We start from the raw sequence: 23,641 nt of genomic DNA on the forward strand, positions 1-23,641 counted from the left end.
GAACTCGCCGAACCAGCGGGATGGGAGTCCGGTTCCCGCTGGTTCCGGCTACTCCGCTGTTATGCAGCACTCCGGCCGAACCAGCGGGCGAGCTGGTGGTTCAGCTCCTGCTGGTCCTCGCCGATCCAGGCGACGTATCCATCGGGGCGGAGCAGGACGGCCGGGGCGTCCAGGGCGGGGTCGGCGAGGAGGTCGACCCGGTCTGCCCAGCCGTCGACGGTCAGTCGTTCGGTGCGGTCCAGCACCAGTCCGCGGCCCGCGTGGAGGCGGTCGTAGAGGCGGCCTTGCTTCAGGTCGAGGTCGGGGAGACGGCGGCCGAGCAGGTCGGGGCCTTCGCCGAAGTCGTAGCGGAGGTCGATCGCGGTGATTTTCCCGATCAGGCGGCGGTTGACCTCGTCGATGTCCATCAGTTCGGTGAGCAGTCGGCGCACGGCCCGTGGTCCTGCTTCGGCGGACGACAGTTCCATCTGGGCGCGGGTGTTGTCGAGGACGTCCGCGGCGACTGGATGGCGTTCGGCCTGGTAGGTGTCGAGTAGGGAGTCGGGGGCCGAGCCGTGGATCTGCGCGGCGAGCTTCCAGCCGAGGTTGAACGCGTCCTGCACGCCCAGGTTGAGGCCTTGTCCGCCGGTGGGCGGGTGGATGTGCGCGGCGTCGCCTGCCAGCAGCACCCGGCCGACGCGGTATCGGTCGGCCAGCCGGGTGGCGTCACCGAAGCGGGACAGCCAGCGCGGGGAGTGCACGCCGAAATCGGTGCCGGCGAGGGCGCGCAGTTGTTCTTGGAAGTCTTCGAGAACGGGCGGTTCGGAGCTGAGCCCGGCGGCGGGGACCACGACGCGGTAGACGCCTTCTTCGACCGGCCCCAGCATGAACCGCTTATTGGCCTGCCGGATCTCGGCCACCTTGGCGGCGATCTCCTCCGGCGGCGCGGACGCAGGCATCTCGCCCATCAGGGTTTCGGTCCGCGAGGGTTCGCCCGGGAAGCCGACGCCGAGCAGTTTTCGCACGGTGCTGCGCGCGCCGTCGCAGCCGACGAGGTACTTCGCTCGCAGCCGTTCGCCGTCGGTCAGTTCGACGGTCACTCCGTCCTCGTCCTGCTCGAACCCGGCGATCGCGCAGCCGTGCCGGACCTCCGCGCCCAGTTCGATGGCGTGTTCCTCCAGCTCCCGGACGACGACCGGCTGGGGGATGCCCAGCAGATACGCGGTGTCGAGACCCTCGGGCGGGGGCGCGGGGATGCCAGCGAAGATGCCGCCGACCGGACGTTGCCGTCCGTGCGGCAGGAGCCGCTCCAGCAGCCCGCGCATCGCGAGTTGCTCGAGGCTGCGGATGTGCAGGCTGACGATCCGGGCCAGCGGAACCGGCTCGGTTTCCTTCTCCAGCACGAGAACCCGCACGCCGTGCAACCGGAGCTCAGCGGCCAGCGTCGCGCCGGTCGGACCGCAGCCGGCGATGATTGCGTCGATCATGAAGCATCCGTTCGTTCAGGTGGCGTGCGGTTCGTTGTGGTGGGTTCGGCTGTCGTCCGCTCGGGGGCCGTTCGGCCCGGGGTGGGTCCCGGCTTGGCGTGCCTGCCGGTTGCTGCGCGTCGGGCAGTGGTGGGTCTGGTTGGTGCCCGTCCTGCGACTCGTCCCGCAGTTCGCCTGGGCGCGACATGCGCGGTTGCCATGCGATTCACCGCACCGGGAGCCGTTGCTGCTCGGCCAGTTGCGGGACGTTCTGCCCACGCCCGTTGCGCCGAGACGGACACGGCTGCAGCCCGCCGGGCCTCCGGTCGCTCAGCCGCCGTTCGCCGAGCGGGGCCCTGGCTGGCACGCACCTTGCCGCAGTTTGTGCGGTCGGTGTGGCCGGTTGCGGTCTGCTCGACCGGTGCGTGGCTGACTGCGGTGCGTCCGACCACCGCGCGCTCGACCACCCGTTCAACCGCGGCGATCGCGACCATCGCGCATCCCGGCATCGCGACCCCACGACGGCAGGCACGCCCAGGTAAGGACGCGTCGGGCTGAGTCGGGATTCGCGCAGGACTTGGCATCGGCCGCGTCAGTCTGCGGCACCCCGGATCTTGCGGCAAGCGAAATACGAAGAGGTTCCGGCCATCGTCGATGTAGCTCCAGTCTACATGATGGCGAACACATGTTCGACTCAGGGACCCTCCCGGGCATGAAGCCAAGCGACCCCAAAGCCAAGCTCCCCGCCGCGTATTGGCGGTTGTGGTGGGCCTCTGCGGTGGACAACGTGGGCGACGGGATCTTCTCCGCAGCGGTACCGCTGCTGACGGTCACGCTCACGCGCGATCCGGTGCAGGTCTCGATCGTCTCGGCGGCGACCTACCTTCCCTGGCTGCTGCTCTCCTTACCCGCGGGGGCGCTCGTGGACCGGCGCGACCGGGTCGGTCTCCTCTGGCGGTCGCAGGCGCTTCAGGCGGTGATCGTCGCGGTGGTCGCCGTGCTGATCGGGCTGGGGCGGATCGACATCGCGGGGCTCGCGGCCATGGGGTTCGGGCTCAGTGCGTGCGAGGTCGTGTTCGCCAACGCGTCGCTCGCAGTGCTGCCTGACCTGGTGTCCGAGGCGCAGTTGCACCGGGCGAACGGCAGTCAGTACGCGGTCGCCAACGCGGGGCAGTTGTTCGTCGGGCCGCCGATCGGGAGTCTGCTGTTCGCGGGGGCGGCGGCGTTGCCGTTCGGTGTGGACGCGGTGTCGTTCGTGGCGTCCGCCGCGTTGCTGGCGAGCTTGCCTCGCCGTCCGGCGCCGCGCGGGGTGCAGCCGCCGGTCCGGGTCGCGGTGGTGGAGGGGGTGCGGTGGCTCGGGCGGCACCGGTTGTTGCGGACGTTGGCCGGGCTGCTGGCGGTGAACACGTTCTGCTACCAGCTCGGCAATGTGACAGTCGTGCTGCTCGCGACCCAGACTTTGCACGTCAGCGAGCGCGGTTACGGCGTGCTGCTCGCGGGGGCCGCGGCGGGCAGTGTGCTCGGCGGGATGGTCAACGCGCGCGTCGTGGCGAAAATTGGGGCGCTGCAAGCGTTGTTGACCGCGTTGATCGCCAACATCGTGATCTTCGTGCTCATCGGCGCCAGTCCGAATGCGGTCGTTCTCGGGGCTTTGCTGGGTTTCAACGGGTTTGCGACGACGCTCTGGAGCGTGGTCACGGTCAGCCTGCGCCAGCAGGCGGTGCCGGCGGAGCTGCGCGGGCGCGTGCACAGCGTCTACCGGATGCTGGGCTGGGGTTTGATGCCGCTGGGATCGCTGGCCGGCGGACTGGTCGCGGACGTGCTCGGCATCCGGGCGGCGTATCCGGTGGCCGGTGCGGTGCGGGGGATCGCGCTGGCCGTGGCGCTGCCGGTGCTTCTTTCGGCGATGCGCGGCGGGAAGCCCGCGGAGTGAGGCTCGTCTGTCCTGAGTGGACAGTGGGTGATAGTCAATTCGTGGGCAATCGGCCCGATGGTTCCCTTTTACCGATCTGTGCGGTCGGAAACGCTGCGGAATATGCATCTTATTGACAGCTTGCCGATAGCAAGAAGCGAGGTTCCGCTGTTCGGTTATTGGTCTCGGAGAAGGTGCAACGTTTCCGGTGGCGGGGGCGACTGTGCGGGCGGAGGTGCTCATGCCGGAATCGACTGTGGCGATCTCGTGGCGGAACGACGGGAAGTGCGGCGAGTTACCCGGGAGTAAGGGCTACTGCCGTCGCGCGCCATTCGTGTGGTCGTGCGGGGAGGGCGGCGAATTCCGCGCGGAGGGGAGTCGGCGGAATTTTCCGGTGATCGGGTGAGGTTTAGCGGAGCGAATCGCCGATTCTTCCTGATCGACTTGTCCCGCTAGCTGTTCGGAAGCGTTTAAGGAGAGGCGGAAGGTGATCGTTTTCCGGGGGGCGGCTGAACTCCCGCTCGCGGCGGTGATGTTGCTGCGGTCGGGGCAACGGCAGCGTCCGTTGGCACTACTTCGGTGGTTTCGATCATTGCCGGGGCGACCGGGAGAATGGTGGGTTTACGCTGGTCGGAGCAGCCGGAAACAGTTCCGGGTGCGACTGGGAGGTCGGCCGAATGCGAAGGCGGACCGTCCGCTTATCTGTGTGTCGCCCTGAGGTGTGAGTCCGTTGTTCATATTTTAGAATGCTCTCGGCAATGTGTGACGCTGGGTGCGAACCGGCGTATGCCGCAGTCCTTCGTTTGGCGGTTGCTGGAGCGCAACCGCGCTAGGCAGGGTATGGATTCCGGCGCGGGTCCGGTCTTGAGGACGGCCGCGCTCTGCTGGGGCTAGTGCCGCGCGGGCGGGGGGCAATTCCCCGGGCGGCTCCTACGAGTATTCGAAAGGCTTGGTCATGCACTCCCGGAAAGAAAGATTCGCTGTCCCGAGACCGCGGCCGGTGCCCGGCGCCGGCGATGCGGGCCGGCTGGCCGCAGTGCTCCCGCGGCTGGCCGCCCGGCATCGGGTGCCGGGAGCGCAGGTCGCGGTGTGGTCCGGCGGCGAGACCGTCATGGTCCAGACCGGTTCGGCGGGCGGCGGCAGGCCGATGCGGGCGGACTCGCGGGTGCCGATCGGCTCGATCACCAAGGTGGCGACCGCGACGCTGGCGATGATGCTCGTCTCCGACGGCGATCTCGAGCTGGACCAGCCGGTCGGCGAGATTCTCGGCGACCCTTCGCTGTCCGCCGAGCTGACCTTGCGCAGGCTGCTGAGCCACACCAGCGGGCTGCCCTCGGACCCGGCCGACGCGGACGGGTCCTGCCGGAAAGAGGTGCGGGCCGCGGAGTTCGTCTGCGAGCCGGGCGCCGCGTTCTCCTATTCCAACCTCGGCTACGCGCTCGTCGGCCTGCTGATCGAAGAGGTCACCGGGATGAGCTGGCGCGAGGCGGTCGAGTCGATTCTGTTGCGGCCGTTGGAGATCGAGCCGGTCTACGTCGACAGCCCGGGCGTCGCGACCGGGCGCGCGCGCGACGGCGAGCGTCCGCTCGAACAGGTGCTGCCGCCGATGCTGGACCCGGCGGGCGCGCTCGCGCTGAGCGCCCGCGACCTGGTCGCGCTCGGGCGGGTCCACCTCGGCAAACCGGGCTTGCTCGACGTCGTCACCGCGAGCGACCTGCACCGGCCGGTGCAGGTCGCGGAACCGTTCGGCCTCGCCGACGGCTGGGGACTGGGGCTGGCCTGTTTCGGCGACGAGGAGTTCCGCTGGCTCGGCCACGACGGCACGGCCGACGGCACCTCGTGCCACCTGCGGATCGACCAGGCCGGGGCCTGCGTGCTCGCGCTGACTGCCAACGGCGCGGGCGGCACCGACCTCTGGCACGACCTGGCCGGGGAACTGCCGGAACTCGGCCTTCCGCCACATCGCGTCCAGAGCGCGGAATCCTGCCCGATTCCGCTGCCGGACGGCGATTTCGGCACTTATCGCAACGGAGCCCTCGGATACACGATCCGGCCGACCGCCGACGGCGACGCGTGCCTCGACGTGGACGGCGACGTCTTCCCCGAACTGACCCGGTACGCCGACGGCAGCTTCACCGTCCGCGACCCGGCGACCGGCCGCGCCACCCCGTGCGGACGGTTCCGCGGCGACCCCGGCGCGGCAACCGCCGTCGAAATCGGCGGCCGGCTCGCGCGGCGGTGCTGAGGCCGCCCTCCTAACTCCTCGTCCCCCACCCGCGCCAGGCGGGATCCCTTGGTGTGCCCGGAAGGTAGCGAACGACGATGACCGCCCAAGACAAATCGGCCGAACCGGATCCGGCTGCTGCTCTGCCCGCGTTGTTCGTCGAACAGGTGCGGCGGGATCCGGATGGGGTTGCTGTGGGGGGTGGGGAGGCTCGGCGGCCAGACGCCGAAGCAGATCCGGCCGCCACCGTGGCCGGGCCGTTCGCCGGTCACGTGCGGCGTGACTCGGACGTGGTCGCTGTGGAGGGCGGGGAGGCTCGGTTGGCTGACGCCGAGCCGGACGCGGCCGCCACCGTGCCGGGGCCGTTCGCTGCTCAGGTGCGGCGGGTTTCGGATGGGGTTGCTGTGGAGGGTACGGAGGCTCGGTTGGCTGACGCCGAACCGGACTCGGCTGCCACGGTGCCTGGGTTGTTCGCCGGTCAGGAGCGGCAGGATCCGGACGCGCTCGCAGAGGAGGCCCGGCTGGCTGACGCTGAAGCGGATCCGGCCGCCACTCTGCCCGCGTTGTTCGCCGCTCAGGTGCGGCAGGATCCGGACGCACTCGCTGTCGAGAGTGCGGAGACCCGCCTGACCTACGCCGAACTGGCTGGTCAGGCAGGCAAACTCGCCGCCTACCTGCTGCGGCTCGGGTTGCGTACGGAGGACCGGGTCGGGGTGCTGGCGGAGCGGTCGGCCGGGGTGGTCGTCGCGGAGTTGGCGGTGGTCATCGCGGGCGGGGCGTATGTTCCGCTCGATCGGCGTGCGCCGGACACCCGGTTGCGGACGCTGCTGGGCGAGGCCGGGGTCACGGTGCTGCTGACTGACGACCCGGTCCGGGCGGCGGAGGTCCACAGTGGACAAATCGTCGTGCTCGGGCGGGCGTTGCCGGAGGCGGAATTCCCCTCCGTGGCACTGCATCCGGACAATCTGGCGTATCTGATGCATACTTCCGGCTCGACCGGAACGCCCAAGGGGGTCGCGGTCCGGCATCGGGATGTTGTGGCGCTCGCGGCGGACCGGAGATTCGCTCGGGACGCGCATCGGCGGGTGTTGCTGCACTCGCCTGCGGCCTTCGACGCCTCCACGTATGAGATGTGGGTCCCGCTCTTGAACGGCGGGACCGTGGTGGTCGCGCCGCCTGGTGACCTCGACGTCGAGAGCCTCCGCGAAGTTCTGTCCCGGTTCGAGGTCGGTGCGATCTGGTTGACCGCGGGCCTTTTCCGGGTCGTCGCGCAGGAAGCGCCGGACTGTTTCCAGCGTGTGCGAGAGGTCTGGACCGGCGGCGACGTCGTCCCGCCCGGAGCGGTGCGGCGGGTGTTGCGGGCCTGCCCCGGCGTCACGGTCGTCGACGGGTACGGTCCGACCGAGACCACCACCTTCATGACGGCCCACGCGGTCGAGTCGGCGGACGTCACGGCGATTCCGATCGGCCGCCCGCTGGACGGCGTGCGCGCGTATGTCCTGGACGACGCGTTGAATCCGGTCCCGACCGGCGACCTGTACCTGGCCGGCGCGGGGCTGGCGCGCGGCTACTGGGCGCGTCCCGGGGCGACGGCGGAGAAGTTCGTCGCCGATCCCGTGGTGCTGGGCGAGCGGATGTACCGTACTGGCGACGTGGTCCGCCGGAACGACCGGGGCGAGCTGGAATTTCTCGGCCGTACCGACGATCAGGTCAAGATCCGCGGGTTCCGGGTGGAACTCGGTGAGATCGAATCCGTGCTTGCCGCGGACGACACGGTCGCGGAGGCCGTGGTCGTCGCGCGGCAGGACGGATCGGGCATCAAGCGGCTGGTCGGCTACGTCGTGTTGGTGCCGGGCGCGCTGCGGAAGGATTTGAAAGCCGTTGTCGCGGCGGTGTTGCCGAGTTATCAGGTGCCGTCGGCGATTGTCGTGTTGGACGAGCTTCCGTTGAGTGCCAATGGAAAGGTCGATCGGAGAGCGCTGCCTGCGCCGTCGGCGGAGCCGGAAGGTGCCGAGCCAGGGACGGATACTGAACGCGCCGTTGCCGAGGTCGTCACGGAAGTGCTGGGCCTGGACCGGATCGGTGTCGAGGACGATTTCTTCGCCTTGGGCGGCGACTCGATCCTGGCCGTGCAGGCCTTGTCCCGCCTGCGCCGGAGGTTCGGCGCGGACCTCTCGGCGCGGGCGCTCTTCGACGCGCCCACCGTGGCACAGCTCGCCCGACTGCTGGAAAGTGGTCCGCGAGCCGAGCAGGCGATTCCGGTGGCGTCGCCGAGGGAACTGCTTCCGCTGTCTCCGGCGCAGCGGCGGTTGTGGCTCCTCGACGAGATGACCTGCGGCAGCACCGAGTACAACACCGGCGTCGGGATCCGCCTGTCCGGCCCGCTCGACCTCGACAAGCTGCACGGGGCGCTGGCCTCGCTGTGCGCGCGGCACGAATCGCTGCGAACGACCTTCGATTCCATTGAGGGACAAGGAAAACAGCGGATAGCGCCAACCGGGGAACTACCCTTGAGGATAGCGGATTCCACCCCGGACGACGAGACACTGAAGGCTGAACTGCGCGCACCGTTCGACCTCCGGACGGGTCCGCTGACTCGATCCGTCCTGTTCCCGCTCGCCCCGGACGAGCACCTGCTTCTCCTGTGCCAGCACCACATCGTGACGGACGGCCGGTCGATCGCCGTGCTCACCGGCGAACTTCTCGACCTGTACAGTGGCGCGTCCCGGCCCCCGCTCCCGCTCGGCTACCAGGACTACACCCAGTGGCGGCTGGCGTCCGAACGTCTCGACCAGCTCGGCTACTGGCGCGAAGCACTCGACGGCCTCGAACCCCTCGCACTGCCGACCGACCGCCCCCGGCCCCCGCAGCGCACCACCGAAGGCGCGGTGCACCGGCACGACCTGCCCGCCGAGTTGGTCCGCGGCATCGCGGAAGCGGGCCGCACACAGGGTGCCACGCTGTTCATGACCCTGACTGCGGCCGTCCAGGTCGTCCTGGCTGCGTATAGCGGGCAACGGGACATCGCGGTCGGCACCGCAGTGTCCGGACGCGAGCGGGCGGAACTTGAGCAGCTGACCGGGTTCTTCGTCAACACTCTTGTGCTGCGGTCCTCAGTGGACAGTGCGCAGCCGTTCGATGGTTTCTTGACCGAGTTCCGCGAAACTGTGCTGGCCGCTTTCGTGCATGGTGACGTCCCATTCGACCGCGTCGTGGAGGAAGTCCAACCGGAACGCGACCCGTCGCGGACGCCGTTGGTGCAGGCCGTCGTAGTGCTGCAACGGCCGTTGGTGGAAGACCGTACGGTCGCCGGGCTGCAGGTCAGCGAGTACGCCCTGCCGCGACCCTCGGCACGCTTCGATCTCGTGGTCGAGTTCTGGCCGCAACCCGACGGCCTGCGCGTCACCGTCGAATACGCCACCGCGCTCTTCGACCCCGCCACCATCGAACGGCTCACGCAGAGCCTGGAAGTCCTGCTCACCGGCGTCGCCACCGACCCCGCACGGCCAGTGGGCGACCTCCCGCTGCTCACCGACGAGGACCGCCGGTTCCTGCTCCCGGCACCCGCCGAAAGCACCCTCGCCGAAACGGTGCCGGAGCGGTTCGATCGATGCGCGGAACGCCAACCCGACCAGGCCGCGGTCGTGAGCGGCGACATCCGACTGACCTACGCAGAACTACAGTCCCGGGCAAACGGTCTCGCCCAGCGTCTGATCCGGCAAGGCGTCCGACCGGAGGAGCGGGTCGGCGTGCTGATGGACCGCTCGGCCGACCTCGTCGTGGCCGTGCTCGCGATCCTCAAGGCAGGCGCGGCCTATCTCCCGCTGGACCTGCGCGCCCCGGCCGATCGCCTGCGCCGTGTCCTCGACGGGGTGTCGCTGGTGCTCACCGATCGCACCTGTCACGGCACTGCGGCGACCGTCCACAAAGGAACGTCCCTGATCGTGGCGGAGGTGGACGGAACAGCCCCGGAAATCACGCTGAGCCACCAAAATCTGGCCTACGTCGAGTACACCTCAGGTTCCACCGGAGTCCCCAAGGGTGTAGCAGTACGCCATGCGGACGTCGCGGCACTCGCGACCGATCCGCGCTTCGCCAGCCACGAGCGCGTCCTGCTGCATTCCCCGCTCGCGTTCGACGCCTCGACCTACGAGCTGTGGGTGCCGCTGCTCAACGGCGGCACCGTGATCGTCGCGCCGCCCGGCGACCTGGACGCCGACGCGATCCAGCAGCTGGTCGCGCAGCACGACATCACCGCACTCTGGCTGACCGCGGGCCTGTTCCGGCTCTTCGCCGAGGAGTCACCCGAGTGCTTCGCCGGGCTCCGCGAGGTCTGGACCGGCGGCGACGTCGTGCCCCCGCCCGCCGTGCGAAGAGTCCTCGACCGCTGCCCCGGGATCGCGGTCGTGGACGGCTACGGCCCGACCGAAACCACCACCTTCGCCACCTCGTTCCGGATGTCGGCCGAGGTCCCGGACGTGATCCCGATCGGGACACCGCTGCGGGACGTCCGGATCCACGTCGTCGACGACCGGTTCCGGCTGCTGCCGCGCGGCGCGGCCGGCGAGGTCTGCATCGCTGGTGCTGGGCTCGCGCGCGGGTACTTCGAGCAGCCGGGGCTGACCGCGGAGCGGTTCGTCGCCGACCCGTTCGGCGAGCCCGGGTCCAGGATGTACCGGACCGGCGACCTGGGCCGATGGCGCACCGACGGGACGCTCGAGTTCCTCGGCCGCGTGGACGACCAGGTCAAGATCCGCGGCTTCCGGGTCGAACCGGCCGAGATCGAACGCGCCCTGGCCGCCGAAGAAGGGGTGGCGCAGGCGTTCGTGACGATCCGGGCGACCGGCGGACGCAAGCAACTGGTCGGCTACGTGGTCCCGGCGAACATCGATACCGAAGCACTCCGCCGGGCCGTCGCGCGCACGCTGCCGGACTACATGGTGCCGTCAGTGCTCGTCCCGCTGGCCGAGCTGCCGCTCACCACCAATGGCAAGGTCGACCGCCGTGCGCTGCCGGAGCCGCAGGTCGCCAGCGAGCGGATGGTGGTCCCGCGCACCGAACGGGAGGCCGTTCTCGCCGGGATCTGGGCGGACGTGCTCGGCCTCGACCGCGTCGGCGTGGACGACAACTTCTTCGCTCTCGGCGGCGATTCGATCCTGAGCATCCAGGTGAGTTCCCGGGCCCGGCAAGCGGGGCTCAGCGTGACCACCGCCGACCTGTTCCGCCACCAGACCATCGCCGCGCTCGCCCCGACCGTCAGCGAAGCCGCGGCGATCCCGGCGCGCGGCCCGGAAAGCGGCGACGTCGTTCTCACCCCGATCCAGCACTGGTTCTTCGGCCTGGACGCGGACCGCTTCGACCAGACGATCGCGGTCGAACTGCCCGCTGACGTCGACTTGACCGCGCTGATCCGCGCGCTGGCCGCGTTGTCCGAACGGCACGACGCGCTGCGGATGCGGTTCAGCCACGACCGCGAGGCCTGGCACCAGCACAACGCCCCGGTCGGCGAAGGGCACACGCTGCTGCGCTGGTCGCTGACCGGCGAGCCGCGGACCCTGCACCTGGCCGCGCACCACCTGGTGGTCGACGGCGTGTCGTGGCGGTTGCTGCTCGAGGACCTCGACCGCGCTTACCAGCAGGCCGTGCGCGAGGAACCGATCGACCTCGGCCCGCGGACGACGTCCTACCGAGAGTGGGCGAGCAGGCTGGCCGAGCACGCGGCAGCGGGCGGCTTCGACGACGAACTCGCGCACTGGTGGGAGCTGCCCACGCCGGCTCCGCTCCCGGTCGACGGCACGGCGGAGAACACCTTCGGCCGCGCCCGCGTCGTCACCGCCCGGCTCACCGCCGACGAGACGCGCGCGCTGCTGCGCGAGGTGCCGCAGGCGTACCGGACTCAGGTCAACGACGTGCTGCTGGCCGCGCTGGGCCGGGTGCTGGGGGACTGGACCGGGCACCGGCCGGTGATCGACCTCGAAGGGCACGGCCGCGAGGAGCTGTTCGACGGGGTCGACCTGTCGCGGACGGTCGGCTGGTTCACCAGCATCTTCCCGGTGGCGCTGGACGTTCCGGACGGCTGGGGCGCGGCGCTCAAGGCGGTCAAGGAGCAGCTGCGCGCGGTGCCGCGCCGGGGGATCGGCTACGGCGCGCTGCGGTATCTCGCCGGGTCCGCGCCGGTGATCGAACCGCAGGTGAGCTTCAACTATCTCGGCCAGTTCGACCTGCCCGGCGGACTGACCCTGCACCGGGAACTCGCGCTGGACGTCTCGCCCGACACCGTCCGTCCGCACCTGCTGGAGGTGGTCGGTCGCGTCGAGGGCGAAGAGCTGGAGCTGGCCTGGCATTACGCCGAAGGCGTCCACGAGGAATCCACTGTGGACCGGCTGGCGGCGGCGATGGCCGAAGCGCTGCGCGAGATTATCCGGCATTGCGCGGAGCCGGAAGCGGGCGGGCGGACGCCGTCAGACTTCCCGCTGGTGGCAATCGAGCAATCCACAGTGGACGAACTGGTCGGCGACGGCCGGGACGTCGAGGACATTTACCCGCTGACGCCGATGCAGGCGGGGATGGTGTTCCACGACCTCGCCCAGCCCGGCGACCGCGTCTACTTTGAACAGGTTTCGTTCACTGTGGACGATGTGCCCGATCCGCAACGGCTCGGCGAGGCTTGGCGACGGATTGTCGAGCGGACCCCGATCCTGCGCAGCCGGATCGTGTGGGACGGCGTTCCTCAGCCGCTGCAGATCGCGCACCGTAAGGTCGAGCTGCCAGTGTCCTATCTGGACTGGTCCACTGTGGATGCTGAGGAAGCGCTGAAGCAGCTTTTGGAGCAGGACCTTGCGGAGGGATTCGATCTCGCCCACGCCCCGTTGGCCCGGCTGGTGATCGCGAAGGAATCCGCCACCCGGGTACGGGTGCTCTGGACCTTCCATCACGTCCTCCTCGACGGCTGGAGCGTCTTCGGCATTCTCTCCGACGTCGTCGCCCTGCTGCGCGGCGAAGAACCGCCCGTCCGGCCGCCTTTCCGCGAGTACGCGGCTTGGCTCGCCGCCCAGGACGACGAGCGCGCCGAGGCGCACTGGCGGGCCGAACTCGCCGGGGTCGCACCGACGCCGTTGCCGCTCGAACGCCCCGCCGCCCGCACGCACACGTCGAGTTCGACCGGCCGGATCCCGGTGGAATTGGACGACGAGACGTCCGCCGCGGTGTACGCCTTCGCGCGACGGAACCGGCTGACCGTCAACACCGTCGTCCAAGGTGCGTGGGCCGCTTTGCTGGCGCGCTACAGCGGCGAAACCGAGGTGTGCTTCGGCGCGACGGTGTCCGGCCGTCCGCCGGAATTGCCCGGCGCGGACGACATTCCCGGCATCTTCATCAACACGCTGCCGGTGCGAGTCCGGCTCGACGGCATCCGCGCGGTCACGGACTGGTTGCGCGATCTCCAAGCGGCGCAAGCGGAATCGCGCCGCTTCGGGCACGTCGGCCTGACGAAACTGCAAGCGTGGAGCGGCGGCGGGAGCCTGTTCGACAGCATCGTCGTCTTCGAGAACTACCCGATCGACGAGGTCTCCGAGCTGCGCGACGTCCGTGCGGCCGAACGGACCAGCTACCCGCTGGGCGTCGTCGCCTACCCCGGACGGAAGCTGTCGCTCATTCTCACGCACGACCCGGAGCGGATCGGCGACTCGGCGGCGGCGAGGCTCGCGGCACACCTCGAAGCACTGGTCCGGGGCATGGTCGCGGCCCCGCACGAGCCGGTGTCCCGGGTGCCGATGCTCTCCGAGTCCGAGATCAACCACCTGCTCGCCGAGCGGAACGAGACGGCCCGCCCGATCCCGGCCAAGGCGGTGCCCGAGCTCTTCGAGGCCCAGGTCCGGCGGAGTCCGGACGCCGTCGCGCTCGTAACGGACGACGAGCAGATCACCTACCGCGAACTCGACGTCCGCGCGAACCGGCTGGCCCACCGGCTGATCGCCGCCGGAGTGCGGGCCGAGGACCGGGTCGCCGTCCTGATGAACCGCTCGCCGGAACTCGTCGTCGCGGAACTCGCGATCGTCAAGGCCGGTGGCGCTTACCTGCCGTTGGACCTGCGCGCCCCGGCCGACCGGCTGCGCCTGCTCCTGCACGAGGCCGAGGCAACCGTCCTCCTGGCCGACGCGGCGTGGCTGGCGACCGCCGAAGACGTCCACACCGGCACCATCCTCACCGGCGAGAGCAGCGCCCCCGATACACCGCCAGCTGTCCGGGTCGATCCTGAACAACTCGCCTACGTCATCTACACGTCCGGTTCGACCGGCCGTCCGAAGGGCGTTTCGGCGCGGCATTGCGACGTCGTGGCGCTCACGCTCGACCAGCGCTTCGCCCGCCACGACCGGATTCTGCTGCACTCGCAACAGGCCTTCGACGCCGCGACGTACGAGCTGTGGGTGCCGCTGCTCAACGGGGGCACGGTCGTGCTGGCCCCGCCGGGAGACGTGGACGTCGAGACGCTCGGCCGCTCGCTCACCACGCACGGCGTGACCGGCGCGTTCCTCACCACCGGCCTGTTCCGCCTGGTCGCGCAGGAATCGCCGGAGGTCTTCGCGGGCGTCCGGGAAGTCTGGACCGGCGGCGACGCCGTGCCCGCGGCCGCGCTGCGCCGGGTCCAGGCGGCCTGCCCGGACACCCTGGTCGCCGACGTCTACGGCCCCACTGAGACCACGACGTTCGCGACCGTGCACCCGCTGCCCGGCGAGATCCCGGACGTCGTCCCGATCGGCGGGCCGCTCGACCACACCCGCGCGTACGTCCTCGACGACGACCTCCGGCTCGTCCCGCCCGGCGCGCCCGGCGAACTGCACATCGCCGGCGCGGGCCTGGCGCGCGGTTACCTCGGGCGGTCCGGGCTGACCGCGGACCGGTTCGTCGCGGATCCGTTCGGCCCGCCGGGGGAGCGGATGTACCGCACCGGCGACCTCGTGCGCTGGAACGACGAAGGCGCGCTCGAGTTCGTCGGCCGGGCCGACGAGCAGGTCAAAATCCGCGGGTTCCGGGTCGAACCGAGCGAAATCGAGGCCGCGCTCGGCGAACATCCCGGCGTCGAACAGGCCGCCGTGCTGGCCCGCGAGGACGGCGGCGTGAAGCGGCTGGTCGCCTACATCGTCGGCGCGACCGACGGCCTGGCGGAATTCCTCGGCCGGACGCTGCCGGACTATATGGTGCCCGCCGCGTTCGTGCGGCTGGAGCGGTTCCCGGTGAACGTCAACGGGAAGCTCGACCGGCAGGCGCTGCCCACGCCGGAGTTCGGCGCGCGGGACCACGTCGCGCCGCGGACCGAGCGCGAACGCGCCATCGCCGAGATCTGGGCCGACGTGCTCGGCGTCGAACGCGTCGGCGCGACCGACGATTTCTTCGAGCTCGGCGGCGATTCGATCCTCAGCATGCAGGTCGTCTCCCGCGCCCGCCGGGCCGGACTGGAGCTGCAGCCCGGCGATCTGTTCGCCCACCGGACCCCGGCCGCGCTCGCCGCGGCGGCCCGCACCGCGACGACGGTGGCCGAGCACGGCCCGGTCCACGGCCCGGTGCCGCTCACGCCGATCCAGCGCTGGTTCTTCGCGACGCAAACCGCCGAACCGGACCACTTCCACCAGTTCGTCCACTTGGGAACGCTCGATCCGGACGCGGCGCGCGCGGCCGTCGAGGCGCTGCTTGCCCACCACGACGCGCTCCGGATGCGCTTCGCCCGCGGCGAAACGCACTGGCTTCAGGAGAACGGCCCGGTCGGGGCCGAGGCACCGCTGGTCCGGTTCGAGCAGGACCGGCTGTCCGTGCACCATCTCGTGGTCGACGGCGTCTCGTGGCGCGTGCTCATCGAGGACTTCGAGCGCGCCTACGACCAGGTGCGGGAAGGCAAACCGATCGACCTCGGCCCGCGCACGACGTCCTTCCGCGACTGGGCGATCCGCCTCTCGGAGCACGCTGCCGCGGGCGGGTTCGACGACGAACTCGGCTACTGGCGCGGCGTTTCCGGCCGGACCACGGTGCCGGTTGACGGCCGAGGCGACGCGACCAACGCTTCACTGCGCTCCGTGACCGTCCGACTGTCGGCGGCGGAGACCGGAGCGCTGCTGCGAGACGTCCCGAAGGCGTATCGCACGCAGGTCAACGACGTGCTGCTCACCGCCCTCGGCCGCGTCCTGCGCGACTGGACCGGCGGGACCGCGGTGGTCGACCTGGAGGGCCACGGCCGCGAGGACCTGTTCGACGACGTCGACTTGTCCCGGACGGTCGGCTGGTTCACCACGGTCTTCCCGGTGGCGCTGGACGTCCCGGACGACTGGGGCACGGCGCTCAAGTCCGTCAAGGAACAACTGCGCGCAGTGCCGCGACGAGGGATCGGTTACGGCGCACTGCGCTACCTGACCGGCACCGCGCCGGAGATCGACCCGCAGGTGAGTTTCAACTACCTCGGCCAGTTCGGCTACGGCCGTCTCGAATCCGACGAAAGCCCGCGCTCGGCTCGCGCGCACCTGCTCGACGTCGTCGGCCGTGTCGAATCCGGCGAACTGGAATTGACCTGGTACTACGCCGAAGGAATCCACGAAGAATCCACTGTGGACACGCTCGCCGCCGCGATGACGAGCGCGCTGTGCGAGATCATCCGCCACTGCGCCGAGCCGGGAGCGGGCGGCCGGACGCCGTCGGACTTCCCGCTCGCCGCCCTCGACCAATCCACTGTGGACGAACTGGTCGGCGACGGCCGCGAAATCGAGGACGTTTACCCGCTGACACCCATGCAGTCCGGGATGGTGTTCCACGCGCTGTCCCAGCCCGGCGAACGGGTCTACTTCCAGCAGGTCGGGTTTGTGCTGGACGGCGTCGAGGACTTGGCCGCGCTGGAACGGGCGTGGCAGCGAGTGGTCGACCGGACGCCGGTGCTGCGGACGCGGATCGCCTGGGAGGGCGTGCCCGAACCGGTCCAGGTCGTGCAGCGGCACGTTCCGGTCCCGATCGCACGGCACGATTGGCGCCGCCGCACTCCGGACGAACGCGATCAGGCGTGGCAGGACCTGCTGGCCGCCGACCGGGCGCAAGGGCTCGATTTCACCGAAATGCCGTTGCTGCGGCTGGCTTTCGCACGGTTGTCGGACACCGAAGTCCGCGTGCTGTGGACGTTCCATCACGTCCTGCTCGACGGCTGGAGCGTCTTCGGCGTGCTGTCCGACGTCTTCGCCGCGTACTCCGGTGGGGAGCTGCCCGAGCGCCCGCCCTTCCGCGACTATGTCGCCTGGCTGGACCGGCAGGACGACGCGGCCGCCGAGGAACACTGGCGGCGCGAACTCGGCAGCCTCGTCGCTCCCGCCCGGCTGCCGTACGACCGGGCTCCCGCGCAGGCGCACACGAGCCGGTCGTCGGAATGGCTGCGCGTGCCGGTCGAAAACTCGGGACGGCTGCGTGACTTCGCGCGCCGGGCCGGGCTCACGCTCAATACTGTTTTGCAGGGCGCGTGGGCGCTGGTGCTGGCGCGGCTCAGCGGTGAGCGCGACGTCTGCTTCGGTACCACGGTTTCCGGGCGTCCGGTCGACCTTCCCGGCGCGGACGACATCACCGGCATCTTCATCAACACCCTCCCCGTGCGGACCACCGTGACCGGGGCCGACGTATCCGAGTGGCTGGCTGAGTTGCAGGCTGCGCAAGTCGAATCCCGTCGTTATGGCCACCTTCCGCTGACGAAGCTGCAGGCGTGGAGTGGGTGCGGCGGAAGCCTTTTCGACAGCATCGTGGTCTTCGAGAACTACCCGATCGACCAGGCGTCGACGCCCGGGCTGCGGCTGCGCGACGTCGACGCGGCCGAGACGACGAACTATCCGATCAGCATCGTCGCGTCGCCGGGGGAGCAGCTGACCCTCGACATCGGCTACGACCCCGGCCTGTTCGACCCCGAGACCGCCGAGCGGATCACCCGTCAGCTCCTCGCCGTCCTCGACGCTTTCAGCGCGGGCCCGGCATCGCTGGAAGACATCGAACTGCTCACCGCGGCGGAGCGCCACCGGGTGCTGGTCGAGTGGAACGACACCAGTCAGCCGCTCCCGGACGACGACCTGACCGACCTTTTCGCCGAGCAGGTCCGGCAAGCACCGGAAGCGGTCGCGGTGGCGGGCGACGGAATCCTCCTGACGTACGCGGAGCTCGACCGGCAATCCGACCGCCTCGCCCGCTACCTGGTTTCGCTGGGCGCGGGTCCGGAAACGCTCGTCGGCGTGCTGATGGACCGTTCGCCCGGGCTGATCGTCGCCGAGCTGGCGATCGTCAAAGCCGGTGCGGCCTACCTGCCGCTCGACACCCGCGCGCCCGAACCCCGGCTCAAAACCCTCCTGTCCGGCGTGAAGATCCTGGTCACCGACGACACGTGGCGCGATACCGCGTCGAAGGTCCACAGTGGACCCACGGTCGTGCCCGGCGAGCGCACCGCGGCGGTAAGGCTCCCGAAGGCGGACCCGGCCAACCTGGCGTACGTCATGTACACCTCGGGGTCGACCGGAAAGCCGAAGGGCGTCGCACCCACCCGCCGCGACATCGTGGCACTCGCGGCCGACCGGCGTTTCGCTGAGCACCGCCGGGTCCTGCTGCACGCGTCGCAGGCCTTCGACGCCTCGACGTACGAACTCTGGGTGCCGCTGCTCAACGGCGGCACGGTCGTCGTCGCCCCGCCCGGCGACCTCGATCTGGACACCATCGGCCGCCTGTTCGCCGAGCACCGGGTCGACGCCGCCTTCCTCACCACCGGCCTGTTCCGGCTCGCGGCCCGGGAAGCCCCGGAGATCTTCGTCGGCCTGAAGGAAGTCTGGGCCGGGGGCGACGCGGTCCCGTCGGCCGCCGTGCGGCGCGTGCGGGAAACCTGCCCGGACACGACCGTTGTGGACGTGTACGGCCCGACCGAGACCACGACGTTCGCTCTGGCGCATCCGGTCCTCGGTCCGGTGCCGGACGTGGTGCCGATCGGGAAACCGCTGGACAACACCCGCGCCTACGTCCTCGGCCCGGACCTGCGGCCGGTGCCGCCGGGCGCGCTCGGCGAACTCCACCTCGCCGGCGCGGGCCTGGCGCGCGGCTACTACGGCGCTCCCGGCCTGACCGCCGAACGGTTCCTGCCCGACCCGTTCGGGCCGCCGGGGGAGCGGATGTACCGCACTGGCGACCTTGTCCGCTGGACCGCGCGGGGCGAGTTGGGCTTCGCCGGCCGGGTGGACGAGCAGGTCAAGATCCGCGGCTTCCGCATCGAACCCGGCGAGGTCGAGGCCGCGCTCGCCGCGCACCCCGGCATCTCGCAGGCCGCCGTGCTGGCTCGCGAGGACCACGGCGTCAAGCGGCTCGTCGCTTATTACACCGGCGAAGCGGACGAGCTGCCCGCATTCCTCGGCCGGACCTTGCCGGACTATCTGGTCCCGGCCGCGTTCGTCCGGCTGGACCGTTTTCCCTTGAATCGCAACGGAAAACTCGACCGGAACGCCCTGCCCGCCCCGGACTTCGCCGCGACTGGCGCCCGCACCGCCCCGGCGACGGAAGTCGAACGGGTCCTGGCCGGGATCTGGTCCGAGGTGCTCGGCGTCGAGGACGTCGGGGCCGAGACGAACTTCTTCGAACTCGGCGGCGATTCGATCCTCAGCATCCAGGTCGTCTCCCGGGCCCGCCGCGCCGGGCTGATCCTGTTGCCGCACGAGGTATTCCGGCATCCGACGCTGGCCGCGCTCGCCGCGCACGCCAGCGGCGACCGCAGGCCGAAGGCCGAGCAAGGACCGGTCGTCGGCGAAGCGCCGCTCACGCCGATCCAGCGCTGGTACTTCGAGACCCAGCCGGAGCGGTTCGACCAGCGGGTCGTCCTGGAATTCGCCGAGGACGTCGACGAGCTCGCGCTGCGCCGGGCGCTCGCCACGGTCTGGGCGCACCACGACGCCCTGCGCCTGCGGTTCGATGAGACCCAGCACAGCGACCCGCCCGGCCCGGCGGACCTGCTCGTCGGCGAGCCCGTCTTCGACGTCCGACACGGCCCGCTGCTGAACGCGGTCCTCGACGGACGACGGCTGCTGCTGGCCGCGCACCACCTGGTCATCGACGGCGTTTCGTGGCGAATCCTCTTGGAGGACCTGGAAACCGCCTACCGAGGCGATGACCTGGAACCGAAGACGACGTCGTTCCTTGCCTGGGCCCGACGGCTCGCCGAACACGCCGAGGCAGGCGGTTTCGACGACGAACTCGCCCACTGGCAAGCCCTTCCGCCAGTCACGCCGGGCGAGCCGGGCATCATCGCCGACACCCGCGAGGTCACCGTCCGCCTCACCGCCGAGGAGACCCGGGCGCTGCTGCAGGACGTCCCCGAGGTCTACCGGACGCAGGCCAACGACGTGCTGTTGACCGCGCTGGGCCGCGTCCTGCGGGACTGGACCGGCGAAATACCGGTGATCGACCTCGAAGGCCACGGCCGCGAAGACCTGTTCGAGGGCGTCGACCTGTCCCGAACGGTCGGCTGGTTCACCAGCATGTTCCCGGTCGCGCTGGACGTCCCGGACGAATGGGGCCCCGCGCTGAAGTCGGTCAAGGAACAGCTGCGCGCGATCCCGCGGCGAGGCATCGGTTACGGCGCACTCCGCTACCTGACCGGCACGGCCCCGGCGATTGACCCGCAGGTGAGCTTCAACTACCTCGGCCAGTTCAGCGCGGCCGAAGGCGGGCTGTTCCGCGTCGGCAGCCTCGACGCCGACGTCGACCCGGAAGCACCTCGCACCCACGTGCTCGACGTCGTCGGCCGGGTCGAAGCAGGCGTGCTGGAACTGACCTGGTCGTACGCCACCGCCGCAGACACCGTCGAAACGCTGGCCGAGCAGATGCTGACGGCGCTGCGGGAAGTCATCGCGCACTGCGCCGAGCCGGACGCGGGCGGACGCACCCCGTCGGACTTCCCGCTCGCCGCGCTCGACCAGGCAGGGGTGGACCGGCTCGTCGCGGGACGGGCGGTCGAGGACATCTATCCGCTGACGCCGATGCAGGGCGGAATGGTCTTCCACGGACTGTCCCAGACCGCGCAAGGCATGTACTTCGAGCAGGCGACCTTCGTGCTCGAAGGTGTCACCGATCCGCAGCGGCTCGGCGCGGCGTGGCAGCAGGTCGTCGACCGCACGCCGGTCCTGCGCACGTCGTTCGTCTGGACCGGCGTGGACGAGCCGGTCCAGGTCGTGCACCGCGAAGCCGAACTGCCGGTCCGGCGCCTCGACTGGACCGAGCTGGACACCCACGACGCGGAGCTGGCACGGCTGCTCGCCGAAGACCGGGCCGAGGGCCTCGATCTGGCCGTCGCGCCGCTGGCCCGCATCACGCTCGCCCGGCTGTCCGACACGGAAGTCCTGGTGCTGTGGACGTTCCACCACGTCCTCCTCGACGGCTGGAGCGTCTTCCAGGTGCTCTCGGACGTCTGCACCGCCTACGCCGGACAGCCGCTGCCGTCCCGGCCGCCGTTCCGCGACTACCTCGCCTGGCTGGGCGAGCACGACCAGGTCGCGGCCGAAGAGTTCTGGCGCACCGCGCTCGCCGGGATCGAAGGCCCGACGCAGCTGCCGACCGACCGGACCCCGCCGTCCGGCCACGCCCCGTGCTCGGCCGAGTGGCTGCCCGTGCACCTGGACCGCGCCGCCACCGCCCGGCTGGACGCGTTCGTCAAACGCCACGGCCTCACGCACAACGTCGTGCTGCAGGGAGCGTGGGCGCTGCTGCTGTCGGTCTACAGTGGACAGAACGACGTCGTGTTCGGGGCGACCTCCTCCGGCCGTCCGGCCGAAGTGCCCGGGGTGGACGACATTCCGGGCATCTTCATCAACACCCTGCCGGTGCGGGTCGCGGTGGACCGGAGTGTTCCCGTCGCGGACTGGCTCGCCCGGCTGCAGGCGGCGCAGGCCGAAGCACGCGGGCACGGGCACGTCCCGCTGGCGCGCGTCCAGGGCTGGGCGGGCCTGCCCGGCGGGGTGAACCTGTGCGACAGCCTCGTGGTGTTCGAGAACTACCCGATCACCGGCGCGGCGGCGGGACACGGCCTGACCGTGCGCGACCTCTCCGCGCGGGAGACGACGAACTTCCCGATCACCGTCGTCGCCTCGCCCGGTTCGGAGCTGACGGTGGACGTCGGCTACGACCCGGCGCTCTTTGACCCGGCGACGGTGACCAGCCTGGCGGCGCGGCTGCTGGAAATCCTCAGCGGCCTGACCGCGGACGGCGACCGGACGCTCGGCGCTGTCCCGGTCATGACCGCGGCCGAAACCCAGCTCCTCGCCGAACGAACCGCGACCTGCGGCCCGCCCGAACCCCGGTCGCTGCCGGACTTGTTCGCCGAGCAGGTCCGTCTCCGGCCGAACGCGCTCGCGGCCGTCCTCGACGGCGAACCGGTCACGTACGCCGAGCTGAACCGGCGGGCCAACCGCCTCGCGAACCGGCTGGCCGGGCTCGGGCTGCGGCCGGAGGAACCGGTCGGGCTCGCCGTGGACCACGCGGACGCGGTGATCGCCGAACTGGCCGTGGTCAAGGCGGGCGGCGCGTACCTGCCGATCGACGCGCGCGCTCCGCTCGAGCGGCAACGGATGCTGCTCGACGGCGTCCGGTTCATCGTTGCCGCGGAAGAACATCCGCTCGGCCAGACCGTGCTGCTGTCCTCTGTGGACGACGAGCCGGACAGCGACCCGGAGCTCGCCGTCGACCCGGATCAGGCGGCCTGCTTGATGTACACGTCCGGCTCCTCCGGGGTGCCGAAGGGCGTGGTGGTGCGCCACCGCGACATCGCGGCGCTGGCCGCCGACCACCGGTTCCGCGGCGGCGGGCACGAACGGGTCCTGCTGCACTCGCCGCTCGCGTTCGACGCCTCGACCTACGAGCTGTGGGTGCCGCTGCTCACCGGCGGCTGGGTCGTCACCAGCCCGGACACCGGCCTCGACGCGCCGCTGCTGCGCGGACTCGTCCGCGAGCACGGCCTGACGTCGGTCTGGGTCACCGCGGGGCTGTTCCGGATCCTGGCCCAGGAAACGCCGGAGTGCTTCGCCGGCCTGCGCGAGGTCTGGACCGGCGGCGACGTCGTCCCGGCGGAAGCGGTGCGGCGGGTACTGGCCGCGTGTCCCGGGCTGCGGGTCGTCGACGGCTACGGCCCGACCGAGACGACCGTGTTCGTCACCGCCTATCCGATGGACGCGCCGCCGCCGGACCGGATCCCGATCGGCCGCCCGCTCGACGGCGCCCGCGTCCGGGTGCTCGACGCGGACTTGCGCCCGGTGCCGCCCGGCGTGCCCGGCGAACTGTGCCTGGCCGGCGCGGGCCTGGCCCGGGGCTACCGGGACCGGCCGGGGCTGACCGCGGACCGGTTCGTCGCCGACCCGGAAGGCCCGCCGGGGGATCGGATGTACCGCACCGGCGACGTCGTCCGCTGGCGGCCCGACGGCGCCCTGGAATTCCTCGGCCGCCGCGACGACCAGGTCAAACTGCGCGGGTTCCGGGTCGAACCGGGCGAGGTCGAGGCCGCGCTGGCCCGGCATCCGGACGTCGCGCAGGCCGCGGTGCTCGTCCGGGAGGACCAGCCGGGCGCGAAGCGGCTGGTCGCGTACGTCGTGTCGGCGGCCGGAGAAGAAGCGCTCCGGGAGTTCCTTGCCCGGTCGCTGCCGGACTACCTGGTGCCGTCGGTGTTCGTCGCGCTCGACCGGCTTCCGGTGAGCGCCAACGGAAAACTCGACCGGCGCGCGCTGCCCGCCCCCCAGGCGGCGGAAACCGGGCACGTCGAACCGGCGACCGAGACCGAGCGCGCGCTCGCCGGGATCTGGGCCGAGGTGCTCGGCGCGGACCGCGTCGGCACGCAGGACAATTTCTTCTCCCTCGGCGGGGATTCGCTGCGCAGCCTGCAGATTTCCGCCCAAGCCAGCGCGCTCTTCGACGTCCGGCTCACCCCGGCCGACGTGATGGCCGCGCGCACCGTCGCGGCGCTGGCCGAAACCGTCGAAGACCTCGTGCTGAGCGAGCTGGAACGGCTTGCCGCAGAACTGGAATCGTGAGGACTCC

The 23,641-nt window shown here is 70.8% G+C and carries 4 protein-coding genes; 3 read left to right on the forward strand and 1 reads right to left on the reverse strand.

Annotation, left to right across the window (positions count from 1 at the left end):
* Positions 1 to 59 precede the first annotated feature (59 nt).
* Positions 60 to 1,466, reverse strand: a complete 1,407-nt coding sequence (locus tag PUT80_RS17425) for an FAD-dependent monooxygenase (RefSeq protein WP_275292842.1) — start codon at positions 1,464 to 1,466, stop codon at positions 60 to 62.
* 691 nt (positions 1,467 to 2,157) lie between these two features.
* Here PUT80_RS17425 and PUT80_RS17430 point away from each other — a divergent pair.
* The 3 genes from PUT80_RS17430 to PUT80_RS17440 all read left to right on the forward strand — a co-directional run bounded on the left by PUT80_RS17430 (position 2,158) and on the right by PUT80_RS17440 (position 23,634).
* Positions 2,158 to 3,378 carry an MFS transporter gene (locus PUT80_RS17430; RefSeq protein ID WP_275292843.1) on the forward strand — a complete coding sequence of 407 codons (1,221 nt, stop codon included), beginning with the start codon at positions 2,158 to 2,160 and terminating at the stop codon, positions 3,376 to 3,378.
* A 979-nt stretch (positions 3,379 to 4,357) separates the two neighbouring features.
* A complete protein-coding gene (locus tag PUT80_RS17435; protein ID WP_275292844.1) occupies positions 4,358 to 5,602 on the forward strand; it encodes a serine hydrolase domain-containing protein in 1,245 nt (414 codons plus the stop codon).
* A gap of 77 nt (positions 5,603 to 5,679) precedes the next feature.
* Positions 5,680 to 23,634, forward strand: a complete 17,955-nt coding sequence (locus PUT80_RS17440) for a non-ribosomal peptide synthase/polyketide synthase (RefSeq protein WP_275292845.1) — start codon at positions 5,680 to 5,682, stop codon at positions 23,632 to 23,634.
* Positions 23,635 to 23,641: the final 7 nt, after the last annotated feature.

Source organism: Amycolatopsis sp. La24 (assembly GCF_029087445.1).
In the GTDB taxonomy this organism is placed as follows: domain Bacteria; phylum Actinomycetota; class Actinomycetes; order Mycobacteriales; family Pseudonocardiaceae; genus Amycolatopsis; species Amycolatopsis nivea.